The organism is Psychrobacter sp. UBA6739, from assembly GCF_002453835.1.
Lineage (GTDB): Bacteria > Pseudomonadota > Gammaproteobacteria > Pseudomonadales > Moraxellaceae > Psychrobacter > Psychrobacter immobilis_A.
This window is the reverse complement of the sequence record NZ_DKHR01000058.1, coordinates 68,651-83,209: the sequence shown is the minus strand read 5'-3', so window position 1 is coordinate 83,209 and position 14,559 is coordinate 68,651. Positions and strand designations below refer to the sequence as shown.

Annotated in this window: 11 protein-coding genes; all 11 read right to left on the bottom strand. The window is 39.3% G+C overall.

Features of this window, described 5'->3' with window-relative positions:
• Positions 1 to 53 precede the first annotated feature (53 nt).
• A complete protein-coding gene (locus B2575_RS12515) occupies positions 54 to 1,217 on the bottom strand; it encodes a response regulator (protein ID WP_296242415.1) in 1,164 nt (387 codons plus the stop codon).
• Positions 1,198 to 1,662 (bottom strand): response regulator, encoded by a 465-nt coding sequence (locus B2575_RS12510; protein ID WP_296242413.1) that lies wholly within the window; start codon positions 1,660 to 1,662, stop codon positions 1,198 to 1,200. Before B2575_RS12510 ends, B2575_RS12515 begins: the two co-directional genes overlap by 20 nt.
• Positions 1,655 to 4,603: a hypothetical protein gene (locus B2575_RS12505; RefSeq protein ID WP_296242411.1), complete on the bottom strand. Its 2,949-nt coding sequence runs from the start codon at positions 4,601 to 4,603 to the stop codon at positions 1,655 to 1,657. The genes B2575_RS12510 and B2575_RS12505 overlap by 8 nt, the downstream gene beginning before the upstream one ends.
• A 182-nt stretch (positions 4,604 to 4,785) precedes the next feature.
• On the bottom strand, positions 4,786 to 7,062 hold the full coding sequence (gene nrdA, locus B2575_RS12500; protein WP_296242409.1) for a class 1a ribonucleoside-diphosphate reductase subunit alpha: 2,277 nt from the start codon (positions 7,060 to 7,062) through the stop codon (positions 4,786 to 4,788).
• 537 nt (positions 7,063 to 7,599) lie between these two features.
• A complete protein-coding gene (locus B2575_RS12495; protein ID WP_198330996.1) occupies positions 7,600 to 7,920 on the bottom strand; it encodes a YbeD family protein in 321 nt (106 codons plus the stop codon).
• A 256-nt stretch (positions 7,921 to 8,176) separates the two neighbouring features.
• Positions 8,177 to 8,875 (bottom strand): class I SAM-dependent DNA methyltransferase, encoded by a 699-nt coding sequence (locus B2575_RS12490; protein WP_296242406.1) that lies wholly within the window; start codon positions 8,873 to 8,875, stop codon positions 8,177 to 8,179.
• Between the two features lie 163 nt (positions 8,876 to 9,038).
• A complete protein-coding gene (gene tenA, locus B2575_RS12485; RefSeq protein ID WP_296242404.1) occupies positions 9,039 to 9,686 on the bottom strand; it encodes a thiaminase II in 648 nt (215 codons plus the stop codon).
• Positions 9,687 to 10,319: 633 nt separating this feature from the next.
• A complete protein-coding gene (locus tag B2575_RS12480; RefSeq protein ID WP_201614446.1) occupies positions 10,320 to 11,246 on the bottom strand; it encodes a bestrophin family protein in 927 nt (308 codons plus the stop codon).
• Between the two features lie 185 nt (positions 11,247 to 11,431).
• Complete coding sequence (gene map / locus B2575_RS12475; protein WP_201559801.1) at positions 11,432 to 12,205, bottom strand: type I methionyl aminopeptidase; 774 nt, start codon at positions 12,203 to 12,205, stop codon at positions 11,432 to 11,434.
• On the bottom strand, positions 12,198 to 12,404 hold the full coding sequence (locus B2575_RS12470) for a ParD-like family protein (protein WP_045446174.1): 207 nt from the start codon (positions 12,402 to 12,404) through the stop codon (positions 12,198 to 12,200). Before B2575_RS12470 ends, map begins: the two co-directional genes overlap by 8 nt.
• A 178-nt stretch (positions 12,405 to 12,582) precedes the next feature.
• Complete coding sequence (gene rpoD, locus B2575_RS12465; protein WP_045452235.1) at positions 12,583 to 14,499, bottom strand: RNA polymerase sigma factor RpoD; 1,917 nt, start codon at positions 14,497 to 14,499, stop codon at positions 12,583 to 12,585.
• Positions 14,500 to 14,559 lie beyond the last annotated feature (60 nt).

Below are 14,559 nucleotides of genomic sequence, written 5' to 3'. Positions count from 1 at the left end.
TCGTTATCTGAAATACTAAAGAAACAATTTCTAATATGTAAATATAAAGCAACTTATAAAATTGATTCAATAATTCTTAATGTAGCTTTAGCAGCAATTTCACAAGCTAGTTCTTGGTATTTGTCACTTTTTTCATCGTTTCCGTTATCAACTACACTCTTAATGCTGAAAAATATTGGCGATGAATTAGCTAATCTTGCAGCTTCATAAACAGAATAGTTTTCCATATCGAAAGATATTACTTTTCTGTGCTGATTTGACACATTTTTACTCATTTCATTGTCAGCAACAACAGTACTACCACTCGAAGCTACACCTAATATAGTTTTTAAATCAATACTTTCAAGATGCTCAGGTATTTGACTTCGTTTTAGCGTTATCCCATCCATTAAACTATTATTAAAATTATTAACGTTTATGATGCTTTTTAATCTAAGAGAAACTTCGTTATCAAGTTGTACTGAGTAAGGTTCACTAGTTAAGCCTTCAACAGTCCATTTTCCAGAGTCATGTTGATAACATACATCAGGTATTACTAAGTCGTAAATATTTACCTCATCTTTTATACCTGCACATATACCACTCATACAAATTAGATTAGGTTGAAAAATCTCAATTGCTCTAGAGGAAGTAATTGCTGCATCAACCAAACCCATGCGTGGACAGGTTATGATCATACCTCTAAAATCATTTATTTTTAACTCTCTACAGTCTAAACCCCTAACAGGTTTATTTTCTGTAAGACTACAATCTAATTTGGCGAAAGCTAATGTCTCTTTCTCTAAAGCACATATGATTACGAAATCATATTTAGGCAGAGACATGTTTTTAGATATATATCTAATTATAGGTTCATGCCAATTATTATCATCCGAAAATGTAATTACAGTTATGTCTTTAGTGTTCAAATCATTAGAATGAGCTATAGCTTTATCTTGAAACTTGGTAAGAGCAATAACGTTTGTAGTTGAATTCATACAACTTTCATCTCTAACTGCTTTCATTAACTCTTTACTTAAGTCTTTTGGTTCATCACCGTCGAAATGAGGAACTAAAAGATCCATTAATATTAAGTCATACTTGTGAGTAAGTATTTGCTTATAAAAAGAATTGTAGTTGCTGGATTCTTCTAGTGAAATATCAAAATCAACACTATTTATAAATGAGCGTATTCTTTCAAGTTTAGAAGTATCATCTTCAAGAATTAAAATTTTCATAACTACTTAGTGCCTTAGTAAGTTCCGATTTCCACAACGATGCTCCTTCTGAGTATTGGATACATTTCAATACTCTATAGTTGTAATGTTCAAATATAGATTTTTCCGCTTTAGCTGTTGGATAATGGCTTCCACAAATTTCGATATCTGGATATTGTGTGATAATTATACAATCATCTGTCCTTTTCAAAGATTTTAGTTCGAAAATAACTTGTAATCCGCCAATAGGTAGAGATTTGGGAGTACCTCCAGCTACTTTAAAAGGATGACTAGGTATTGACATATCAAGTAAGATTAAGTCAAAAGTAATGTCATTTATGATTATAGTAGCATCATATAAATTAGTTGCTTCGTGTAGTTCGACAGATTTGAAACTATTTACCAAAAACTGCTTTAAGCTACTCAGCTTAAATTCATCATCCTCAACAACTAAAATTTTAAACATTATTTTTAATCCAGTAATTAAAGGATACGTATACTTTTCTATCGTAACATTTAATTTTACTAAGCGTAAAATATTCATCATATCTATCTAAATTATAAAGTTTCTTAATACCACTATTGTTTTCAATCAATTGCGCTGTTTCAATGTCTTCGTCACCTGATATATGTAATCGTTGATTAATCTCAGATTCAGTATCTTTGTCCTTTATTTCGGAGACTAATTCAAAGTCAATAAGCTGACTTCTGAGATCGTAAGATATATGACTAGATAGATAAGAATTCTCTTTGCCATGCTTAGCAGCATTATAAATAACTACAAACAACGCATCATATACGCAAAGAAAACGGCTTCCTATAAATTCAATATCATTAACTATATCTATTTCTTCTTTACATCTAAAGTTTTTATAAGTCTCTTTCACCTGTTTAACCACGACGGTAAATAATAAAGATAGTAAAACTTTGGGAGATACGCTACTTGGTTTTTGAAACCAATCATTGATTTTTTTATATTTATCATCAATTTTTCTTTGAAAATCTAGACTAAAAGGTTTTAAGGTTTCAATATTATTTTCTAATAGAAATATTTCAGCCTTATCTAATAAGTTATTTTTAGCAAGTTCGATAATTTCAAACCTTTCTTTCTGAAAGAAATTATTTATTTCAAGTAAATTAATGGTTATCAAGTTCCAACAATATTCATCAATTATTGATATAAGACCATTTCCATCATTATCTTCATAGTCTTTAATTAAATATTCTATACAATCTTTAGCTATTGCTTCTTTAAATGAACCATCATAAATAGTTGGTTTAATCAATCCGTTCATTTTAGTATCAGTTTTAATGTGAAGTTTTTCGTTAATTATGTAATCTATTCTATCTTCATATTCGGATTTCCATTTCAGCCAAGTATGTAAAAAAGGTGAATCTACTAAAAATGGAAATTCTTCTTCTAAGGCGCTATTTATACTCGAAAAAGCATGGCCTTTAAAAGTACCATGCCTTATCCTTCTACCTAAGTAAGATGTAATTCCAAACACACTATTTGTGCAAAACTGTCTATAGATTATATCTATATAATCTAAAAGTAATGGAGACTCAGAGTTTGATAAGCTTGAATGTACTGATGATATAATAGCACTATTAAGATTTATGTATAGTTCATTAAATAACCATTCATTAAAACGTGTTATATCAACATAAATCCTATGATCATCTATTTCGTTTCTTATTTCATTTATTTGATGCTCGATTCTTAGTGTCTTCGCCATCTCATAATATCTATTTCTAAGCTCAGTAGAGGAATGTTCAGCTCTCCAGTTATGAAGATTAGCTCTTGTTTCTGTAATCATAAACGCGGAATCAATAAGAAATGGCATAAGAGCTAGACAGTCTTCAGTCAATACTTCGTACGTATATAGTGCAACAGTTGGAGACAATTCATTAAAGTATTCTAATAAAGTTATAAGATTAGATCCAAATTTTTCTATCGTAATACCTTGTATCATTTTTCTAAGTAAGAAGCCGTGCTCATCATTATTAGTTTTTCTACTTATTAACATATAATAAATTATTTTTGATAATAAATTTGGAGATGCATCAGCCATTATCTGAATTTTCTCGCTATCAATAGTTCTTGGCAAATCAGAAGTCTGTTCCATCAACAAGAATAAATGTTTATCTGATAACATCCACATTCCGTTAGTCACAAAAGTCGTATAATTAAACATAGCAGATTTTGTAACATAACCTTCATTTATCATATCTGTAAAATAATTGCTATTATCACTATTTGAGGTACTAATTTCAGAGATCAAAGTTGATAAATTATGTTTTTTAACATATTTTTCTAAAATTAATAGCATTGAATCATCATTGAAATCCAAATAGGTTGAATCTGGACTATCATTAAAGAAATCTAAGAATAATTTATATGATTTGATGTCCTTTACTTCATACCAAGCACTGGAATGTCTATAAAATATACTTTCGATTTCACTTAACTCTTTTTCTTCTAAAAAATAATCAATATAAAATTCACAGATATCAGTTTTATTAACCTTGTAAGAGTCGATAATATTAACAAACCAATTTATGCCGCTTAATGAATCTATATCGTATAAGTCATCATTTAAGTATATATAGATAAGCGCATCAATAAGTGAACTGGATAAATTATTGTACAAGTTTGTACATAATTCAGATTCTTTAGATCTATGTTTAAACGGAATACGAATCATAGATGATAAAAATGAATCTGCCGATGTGTATTTCATTAAAGATTTCTTCAAACTAAAGTAATCTAAGTCAGGCTGGTAGCATTGCTGAATAGAGCTTAAAAGGCTATTGATCCCATTTGCATTATGTTCATCTATAAAATTTTGAGTATAATGGCTATCTACAGAACTAGAGTAGTGTGTTAGTTCATTTATCAATATAATTTTTCTGATCAAGAATGCACTATAACCGCACTTTTCTAAAACTTCATTTATATGATTTTCGCACTTATTAAACTCTTTTTGTAATATACACTCATTAATAATAAAGATATTTTCTAAGAAGAATTTTAACGTTTCTTTATTTTGTTCAGCATATGCACTGACTAGTCCTAGTGTTCTTTTTAGGTCTAAAGCCTTTAAGGGTCTATAATGATTGATAATAATAGGTTTTTTAGGAAATAAATTTTGAACGAGTACGTTTACTTCATCGTCATTATTAGCCTTTTTTAGATGATTTATTATATTCTCTATCACAATAATTTCTTGTACTGTACATATTCGTCTTAGTTTATGAACGGATTTCTTCGCGTCAGTATTTTCATCATATAATAAAGCTCTCAATAAATTTCTTTTCTTAATATTAGCGTTTTTAAAAAACCATTTTTCATCATCATTGGTATTATGATTATTTAATATAGAAAGTAATTTAAAATCCTTCATTTCGTGACTCAACTATCAACTTTACTTTGAATTTTATGTTGTAATCTACTTATAAAACTTTATCTATATAATAGAAATATTATTTAATAATATTTTTTTCAATTGGGAATATTATTTCTATGTTATAAGAATCACGAACAGCGAGTCCAACCCAAAAGCCAAACCCGCCATCCAACAAAAGCTTAAATCTTACATGCACCGCCAGCACAATCATCTTCCATATCCGCTTGCGCATCGTTCGCACCATCACGGGTGTTGTGATAATAAAGCGTCTTCACACCTAGTTTATACGCGTTTAGTAAATCTTTAAGCAATATCTTCATTGGTACACGGCCACCTTCATAACGAACCGGATCGTAGTTGGTATTGGCAGAGATACTTTGATCGACGAATTTCTGCATGACAGCGACCAGCCTTAGGTAACCGTCATTGTTTGGCATTTGCCATAGTAGCTCATACTGATTTTTTAGCTTATCAATCTCAGGCACGACTTGCTTTAAGATGCCATCTTTTGACGCTTTGATAGACACCAGACCGCGTGGTGGCTCGATACCGTTGGTCGCGTTGGCAATCTGACTAGAGGTCTCAGACGGCATCAAGGCGGTTAGGGTAGAGTTGCGCAGACCATGAGTGGTGATTTCAGTACGTAGCGTTTCCCAATCGAGATGTAGTGGTTCTTGGCAGATTTTATCTAAGTCTTTTTTGTACGTATCAATCGGTAGGATACCTTGCGAGTACGTCGTCTCATTGAACGCAGGACACGCGCCTTGCTCTTTTGCCAATTTGTTTGATGCTTTCAAGAGATAGAATTGCAATGCTTCAAACGTTTGATGCGTTAGACCAAGCGCGCTGTCATCTGAATAGCGCACGCCATTTTTAGCTAAGTAATAAGCATAGTTAATCACGCCCACACCGAGCGTACGACGACGCATGCTGCCGTTTTGAGCTGCTTTGACTGGATAGTCTTGATAGTCGAGCAGGGCATCAAGCGCACGGACGATTAGCTCGGCTGGCTCTTCGATATCGCTGACGTTTTCAACTTTACCTAAGTTGACCGCTGATAGCGTACAAAGCGCGATTTCGCCTTCTTCGTCATTGATATTATCAAGTGGCTTGGTCGGTAGGGCAATTTCCATACATAGGTTTGACTGACGAATCGGCGCAACCGTTGGGTCAAATGGGCTATGCGTATTGCAATGATCGACGTTTTGGATGTAGATACGACCCGTGCTCGCACGTTCTTGCATCATTAGGCTGAACAAATCAGCGGCTGGGATTTGACGGCTACGAATGCTTGGGTCATTTTCGTACTTGGTGTATAACGCTTCGAATTTGTCTTGATCTTCAAAGAACGCATCATACAAGCCAGGGGTATCACCTGGTGAAAATAACGAGATGTCTTGACCTTTGATCAGGCGAGTGTACATCGTTTTGTTTAACTGGACGCCATAATCCATATGACGCACACGGTTGTCTTCCACGCCGCGGTTGTTTTTAAGTACCAGTAATGACTCGACTTCTAAATGCCATAGTGGGTAAAACAACGTCGCTGCACCACCACGGACGCCGCCTTGTGAGCAGCATTTAACAGCAGTTTGGAACAATTTATAGAATGGGATACAGCCAGTATGCTGGGCTTCACCGCCACGGATAGGGCTACCAAGGGCGCGGATGCGACCCGCGTTGATGCCGATACCAGCACGCTGTGACACATAGCGTACGATGGCGCTGGTGGTCGCGTTGATTGAGTCTAGGCTATCACCACATTCGATCAATACGCATGAGCTAAACTGACGCGATGGCGTACGCACGCCTGCCATGATAGGTGTTGGTAGCGAGATTTTGAATTGCGACGTCGCATCGTAAAAACGCTTTACGTAGTCCAAACGATCTGACTTGTCATAACGACTAAACAAACACATACCAACCAGCATGTACAAGAACTGCGGGCTTTCAAAGACGGTCTTGTTGACGCGGTCTTGGACGAGGTATTTACCTGCCATTTGCTCAACAGCGGCATAAGCAAGGTTCATATCGCGCCAGTGATCAAGATACTCTTCTAGCTCGTCAAATTCAGCACGGCTATAATCAGCTAAGATATGCTGATCGTATTTTCCTGCGTCGGTCAGTTTTTTGACATGATCATAAAGGTGCGGCGGGGGGAATTTATTGTAAGCAATTTTACGCAGATGGAAAATCGCCAAACGCGCAGCCAAATACTGATAATCAGGCGTATCTTCAGAGATAAGATCTGCTGCTGACTTGATGATGGTCTCGTGAATATCGCGAGTCTTGATACCTTCATAAAACTGAATGTGCGACTTTAGCTCAACTTGCGACACAGACACATTATCCAAATTGTGAGCTGCCCACTCGATTACCTTATGAATTTTATCCAAATCAATAAGCTCTAATCGTCCGTCACGTTTGGTCACTTTGATTTTGTCGATGTGTGTCATGTTGCCCTCTTAAGTTGATAACTTGGTAATTATTTATAATGTTGCTTATAGTGATGCTGCACAGTCAGTAAACGGCAGGCATTCTTTATAATGCTACGATGCTTGCGCCGCGATAGGTGTTTTTTTAGGCAAAAATCTACCGCTACTCATAGTGACAATTAAATTCACTGAGTACTACATATAGCGTGTTTGTTAGTAGGTAGGCACAATATAGCGGGAAAATTTTGAAAATACTATATTGATTTTAGCATCAAACTATGTTGCTGTGAGGTTGTGCTGTGTCCGAATTTTAGCAAAGGACGATGGGGTAAGGGTTAGACGCGATTGACTCAAATAATAAGTTTTTTGTAAAAATCGTAGGATCATTTGCTTTTCATTCGCGAGTAAATGACCCACCAATAAGGGGATATAGAACAATAATCATGAGGGCGCAGATTGTACAGCAAACCACAAAAAATCGCCACCCGTATGTGATTAATAGCGAGTGACGATTTCGACGGAAAAGCAGCTGGCTTTTTTTAAACGACAATTATCTGTTTATACGACCAAACGGACTGTTTTGGCAGCGTCGAGTGAGGCATACAGTACATTGACCTGATCGGCTGCTGTAAGATATAGATTGACCCGTGCTGAATGGAAGCGACCCGTTTTAGACGGTTTCACTTCTATCGAGGCCAAATCGAAATCAGGGAACTGACTGCCCAAGATAAGCTTCACTTCGTTTAGTAAGTTCTCACGCTCGCCTTCATGACCAATGATGCTAAGTGGATAGTTCATTGGAAAGTCCCAGAGCTCAGGATTTTGAATATCCGTTCTTTTGCCTGTGACCACACCTTGATTGGGCGTTAGGTTGGTCATTTTTACTGATTTTTCATTTGCTGGTGCTTGGTTGTTGTTTTGATTGGTGCTGTCTTTTGGATCGTCAGTCATGATGTGTGCCTCGCTTTATTAAATGTTAGCTATTAGCATAAGAGCTTTATTCACCATTTATAGTGGCACTAAACTTATAATTCAAGTGCTAAAATGGCAATGACAGTATGCTATGGATCACTGTGATCTGTCATAAATTTTGCTCAGTTATCCATGATAATCAAATGCTAATACACATATCAGCTCATTTTTTATAAGCACAAACAGCGACGTAATCCCCACGGTCATAGCCTTCGATGACTTCTTGCACTTTGTCATTGGCATACATAGGATGGGTCAGTAAGGTTTGTGCATACTCAAAATCGACAAAACCATTGGCTTGCATCAGCGCGATTTTTTCATCAGAGGTGCGCCAATTTGCTGATTTAACCAGCTCAATAGGATAGGGATCAGCAGGGGAGATGTGCGCAAGTAGCGGATGCTCCCAAGTATTTAATGAGCTTGCTAAATTATATAAGCTGGCAAAACCGCTTTCTTTTGGCACATCGATAACAATCAATTTACCGCCCGTTTTTAAGGCATCAAATGCCTTTTTAATGCAGATATCCAAATCGCTAATATAACTGACACTGCCGTTAAACATGATGATATCAAACTTATTTGGCTCAATATCGCAAGTCTCGGCAGGACTAATATCCACTTGCAGACCGCGTTTTTCGGCAATGGCGGCCATGTCTTTAGAAGGCTCAATGCCGTGCCTGATATGGAGATCATAATCCTGCGCCAATAGTGACTCAAACAGTCCACTACCGCAGCCGATAGACAATATCTCACTGTCCTTATTTAAGAAATGAGCGACAAGTTTTAGCTCACTGGTCAGTAAGTTTTGGTTGTCAAAAAACCAGCTGTCATACGCGCTTGCGTGTTCATCGAATGCTGCCATGGTGTTTCTCCTTGAGTATTTTTTGTTGTATCGTTAATCCACTATAAAAGAGTGACAGCGTTCATCTGCACTCGGTTGCCTTATCACTGTTTTAAATTGAATCAATTATATTGAATAGTACGTGACGTTAAATTTGCCATAAAGCTAGCACTTTGCATAGGGGCTAGGACAGATCAAGCGCCTGCTGCCAAAAATTCACTTCCATACGTGAAGCAGTATTAAATAACTGTTGGAATTTGTCTGCCTGAGAGGGGTTAGCCTGTGCTAGTAGCGTATTAATCTGCGCTTCATTCTGCGCGGTAATCGCTTGAAATTCGTCACTGGCAAAGACATCAATCCATGGCTGGTAAGGATTGTCCGCGACAAAACCTTGTTCTTTAATGCGTTTACCAATTTCGCCATAACCCATCAAACAAGGAGCAATCGCCGCATAAAGCTCAGCCAATGAGCCTGACATTGCAGCGTCCAATAGGTAGCGGCTATAGGCGATAGTCACGGCAGATTCAGGGTTGCTTTCTACTTCTTTAAGTGGGATGCCCCACTCATGACATAAATCGAGATACATGCCAATTTCCATATCGAGCATGGCGTTAATGCCTGCTTGACCGACACGCATTTGTGCCAGCGTATCACTCTTATACACGCTCAACGCCATCACACGGGTATAGTGAATAAGATATAAATAGTCTTGCACAAGATAGTGACGAAAGCTGTCAGGGGCGAGCGTACCTGCCGTTAGCTGTTTGACAAAATCATGTTGGATGTAGTCAGCCCATGTGGGGCAATGGTGGCGTAATGTTTGGTAGTTCATAGTATTCACTTACTGTTATAAAATGCGCGAGTAAGCAAAGAGTAGGAGGTGATAAGTAAGCAGGCACAAAAAAACCTTACCAAATTATGTGAATAAACTGGCAAGGCTTGCTTAGCAATGTATGCTTAAGAGGTGTGCTATAAAATGTCACGCTTGTTTCCTACGTCAGTGCTAACTGCATCAGGTTCGCGGGTAACTCTCAGCCATGATTTTGAATTGTAGTTAAAGCATCAAAAATCAAAGCACCCCGACAAGGTTTATTTTTCAGAAATAAATATAAAGTTTACATAAGTTTAAACTGCTCGTACTTAAGCAATCGGCCCTATGGTAGACGAATTCAGTCATCATTAGCAAGTGATGCGCAAAAAACCATGAATAAAGGTTGTCTTGCAAGCGTAAATAGGCAAGATTTTACCTTCTATTAAGCTGGTCAAGTACCACGATAATGGCGAGAGAAAGCACTATTTTCAAATGCATTTTTTATTCATAAACGCTCTACTATTGCCTATATTATTTAGCTACCCGACGGTAGGGTATATAAAAAATATCTCATAAATTAAGTCAATATGTTTATGGGGCACTGTCTCATTTAGCATTGATTGCTTTATGATTTATAGGCGTTCAGCTAAGAGGCTATGGTAAATAACCATTGATAGGAGTGATCTCAGGCGGAATATCTGCCTCTTCTAGTGCTTCTCGCAGATTGATCTCGATAGTACGCGACAATGCAGTCAGGGGTAGTTTGTTGGCGGCTAAGCCGAAAGGCTCTTCTAGCTCTTCACTGAGGGCATCCAAACCAAAAAAGGTATAAGCGATCACGGCACAAATCAGTGGGGTCACCCAACCGAGCGAGGCCACCAAGCCAAAAGGCAACATGATGCAATACAGATAGGTCGTGCGATGGACCAGCAGCATATAAGCAAACGGCAGCGGTGTATTATGAATGCGCTCGCAGGCCGCCAATACAATGGTCATAGACGTCAGGCGCTCGTCCATATTCTGTATGACTTGTTCTGATACCAGCCCTTGACGCCGAATGTCGCCGAGCTGCTTACCCATGAGGCGCATGATGTAATCAGGTAGATTGCGCGCTTGGCGCATACTATCATGGTGTTTTGATGCGACAAAAGGCTCGACATCATGCCAAGGTGACGATCCGCGCAGGCGATGGCGCACAGCATGCGCAAAAGCAATGGTCAGGTAAACCATCGTTCGCCCAGTCTCGCGCCCATTTTCGGTATCAGCATCTATAAAAGAAAGCACTTGACGGGTTAAGCTACGCGCATCATATACCAACTGACCCCAAAGTCCTCGAGCTTCCCACCAGCGTTGATAACTGGCATTGTTGCGAAAACCAAGAAATAGCGACAACGCGATTCCTAGCAAGGTAAAAGGAGCCATACCATAATAAGGAAAAGAGTCAGGAAGCCAGTGCTGAATAATTGTTATAAGTGTGCTGAGAAGCGCGATCAGCAAAATTTGCGGATAAATTTTTGGAATGACAGAGCCGTGCAGGGTAAAAAGTATCTTGAGAGCGTTTGGGGTTTGCCGGACAATCATGGTGTTTCCTATCGATGGCATGTATAAAAAAGCGATGGCAAGGGTATCAATCAGCGTATACTCAAATCATCGCGACCTATGATATCAGTAGTTACCAATATGGCAATAATAAGATGATACTTAAATACTTAAATACTTGAATCACTCTTGTATTACGCAGCAGCAAGGAAAACTGTAAGCACGCTCTAACGGGTCTCTTCTTCACGCAGCGTCAGCACTTCATAACCATCGGCAGTCACCGCGATGGTATGCTCCCATTGGGCAGAAAGCTTTTTGTCTGCAGTCACCACCGTCCAGCCGTCTTTTTTCATTTTTACTTTGGCTTTGCCTTGATTAATCATTGGCTCAATAGTAAAGGTCATACCTTGTTTTAGAACCAAGCCTGCACCTGCGCGACCATAATGTAAAACTTCAGGCTGTTCGTGCATTTCGCGACCGATACCATGCCCGCAGTATTCTCTAACGACAGAGTAACCGTGCTGTTCGGCATGGCTTTGAATGGCATGCCCAACATCACCGAGCGTTGCACCCGGTTTGACAACACGGATACCTGCCCACATGGCCTCATAAGTGTTATCGACGAGGCATTTTGTTAAGGGCATCACATCGCCAATCATATACATTTTGCTAGAGTCGGCAATAAAACCGCCTTTTTCTAAAGTAATGTCCACATTGATGATATCGCCTGATTTTAGGACTTGGTTGCTTGAGGGTACACCATGACAAACTACTTGATTGACAGAAGTATTGAGCACGTATTGGTAGCCGTATTGACCTTTGCTGGCAGGTCGTGATTGTAAAACATCCACAATATAGCGCTCAGCCAAATCATTGACAGTCATTGTGGAGATGCCAGCGACCATGTGCGTATCTAAGTAAGCAAAAACCGATGCCAATAAGCGTCCAGACTCACGCATGATGGCCAACTCTTCAGTAGTTTTTAGCGCGATTTTAGCCATCGATAAGATTTCCTATATTAACATCTGCTCGTTTTAACTGCTCGCTGATGATATCGGTATAAGATGCGTGAGGATTGGCCTCGGCCAACATACCTATCTTTATCCAATACTCTGCCTGCGCGTTAATCGAACGTACCATTACCGCACTGGCTTTACGAAGCTCTTCGTGTAGCGCATCATCAATTTTAACAATACCCATTGTTTTACCTAGTATATGAAATGTATACGAATCATACATATTGTATAGTTCCATTGCAAGCTCGTTCTTGTATTCCTCGATGAAGACATGTAGTTATAGCATTCGAGCCATCAAATCGATGACACAAAAAAGCCGAGATAGACTCGGCTTTTTTATTGGTGCTTAGTTTGCTTTATGATTAATCATTCTCTAAGAAAGAACGCAGATGCTCAGAGCGTGACGGATGACGCAATTTACGCAGTGCTTTTGCCTCAATCTGACGAATACGCTCACGTGTTACATCAAACTGCTTACCCACTTCTTCCAAGGTATGGTCGGTTGGCATGTCGATACCAAAGCGCATTTTTAGTACGCGTGCTTCACGCTCAGTCAGATTGCCCAATACATCACGAGTCGCTTCACGCAGACCAGCTGCGGTCGCATCATCAACAGGGCTTGAGATCGTACCATCTTCGATGAAATCACCTAGATGCGAGTCTTCATCATCACCGATGGGTGTCTCCATAGAGATAGGCTCTTTGGCGATTTTCAGTACTTTACGGACTTTAACTTCGTCCATCTCTAAGCGTTCACCTAACTCCTCAGGCGTTGGCTCGCGTCCCATTTCTTGTAGCAACTGACGAGAAACACGATTTATTTTGTTAATGGTCTCGATCATGTGTACAGGAATACGGATGGTACGCGCTTGGTCAGCGATAGAGCGGGTAATTGCCTGACGAATCCACCATGTCGCATAGGTCGAGAACTTATAACCACGGCGATATTCAAATTTATCGACTGCTTTCATTAGACCGATGTTACCTTCTTGGATTAGATCTAAGAACTGTAGACCACGGTTGGTATATTTCTTCGCGATAGAAATAACCAAACGCAGGTTAGCTTCGACCATTTCTTTTTTGGCGCGGCGAGCTTTTGCTTCACCGACTGCCATACGGCGCGCCACGTCTTTCATGTCGTGGATTTTCATGTCGAGCTGTTGCTCGTAGTCACGAATGCGACGTTGCAATAAAATAACATCATCAGTGACTTTTTCTAGCGTACCAGCAAATGCAGGCTTACCTTTGATGCGCTCAATCAGCCAATCAACGTTGGTTTCGTTGCTAGGGAAAGTCTTACGGAACTCTTCACGTGGCATACGACCACGGCGAATGACCAAACGCATAATCTGACGCTCTTGCTTACGTACATCATCATAGACATCATGCATGATGGCCATGACTTGGTCTGACAAGCGATTGTTTAGCTTAAGCATCATAAAGCGTTCGGCAAGTAGGGCATAAGCAGTATCTGCTTCTGTGCTACCACGGCCATAATCTAGCAAGGCTTGCTTGGCTTTAATAAATAAGTGTTCGATTTCTTCTAGACGCAGACGTACTTCTTCAGGATCGATACCGCTGGTTTCTTCTTCAGCTTCCTCTTCAACGTCGTCTTCATCCTCGTCCTCATCATCAAGCGCCGCTGCTTTGGCTTTTGCTTTGATCACAGGTGGATTTTCTTTTTCTTCTTTTATGCGTTCACGTTCTTCTTTTGCTGCCTCTTTCGCTTCTTGGGCAGCGATTTTGTCTGCTTCGGTCTCAGGATCTAAAAAGCCAGTAATGACGTCAGAAAGCTTTTTTTCGCCATCTTGTACTTTTTGATACTCATCAAGGACGAACTGTACGGTGCCCGGCCAGTAAGACATCGCATGCTGTACGTCACGAATGCCTTCTTCGATACGCTTGGCAATAGCAATCTCACCTTCACGGGTTAATAGATCAACCGTACCCATTTCACGCATATACATACGTACAGGGTCAGTGGTGCGACCCGGCTCAGTCTCAACAGAGGCCAATACCGCCGCTGCCTCATCCGCTGCCATGTCATCATCGCTTGAATCGTCGTTCATCAAGATGTCATCGGCATCAGGCGCAGATTCAAAGATTTTGATACCAACGTCGGTCAGCATTTGCACAATATCTTCGATCTGATCGCTTTCGGTAATAGAGTCGGGCAGTTGGTCATTCACCTCAGCATAGGTGAGATAGCCTTGCTCTTTACCCATTTGGATTAAGGTGGCCAGTTGAGATGTGGACTTAGAAACTGACTTATCGTTCATAAATACTCGCTTACTTGCATCGGACATTTTTATATTGTGACGCGCTATCGCTCGTTCAGT

Bases quoted from the DNA above. Each gene is read 5' to 3' on its own strand.
- B2575_RS12505 (WP_296242411.1), bottom strand. From the start codon at position 4,603: ATGAAGGATTTTAAATTACTTTCTATATTAAATAATCATAATACCAAT.
- B2575_RS12490 (WP_296242406.1), bottom strand. From the start codon at position 8,875: ATGGCAGCATTCGATGAACACGCAAGCGCGTATGACAGCTGGTTTTTT.
- tenA (WP_296242404.1), bottom strand. From the start codon at position 9,686: ATGAACTACCAAACATTACGCCACCATTGCCCCACATGGGCTGACTAC.
- B2575_RS12480 (WP_201614446.1), bottom strand. From the start codon at position 11,246: ATGATTGTCCGGCAAACCCCAAACGCTCTCAAGATACTTTTTACCCTG.
- B2575_RS12470 (WP_045446174.1), bottom strand. From the start codon at position 12,404: ATGGGTATTGTTAAAATTGATGATGCGCTACACGAAGAGCTTCGTAAA.
- rpoD (WP_045452235.1), bottom strand. From the start codon at position 14,499: ATGAACGATAAGTCAGTTTCTAAGTCCACATCTCAACTGGCCACCTTA.
- map (WP_201559801.1), bottom strand. From the start codon at position 12,205: ATGGCTAAAATCGCGCTAAAAACTACTGAAGAGTTGGCCATCATGCGT.
- B2575_RS12510 (WP_296242413.1), bottom strand. From the start codon at position 1,662: ATGTTTAAAATTTTAGTTGTTGAGGATGATGAATTTAAGCTGAGTAGC.
- B2575_RS12495 (WP_198330996.1), bottom strand. From the start codon at position 7,920: ATGACCAACCTAACGCCCAATCAAGGTGTGGTCACAGGCAAAAGAACG.
- nrdA (WP_296242409.1), bottom strand. From the start codon at position 7,062: ATGACACACATCGACAAAATCAAAGTGACCAAACGTGACGGACGATTA.
- B2575_RS12515 (WP_296242415.1), bottom strand. From the start codon at position 1,217: ATGAAAATTTTAATTCTTGAAGATGATACTTCTAAACTTGAAAGAATA.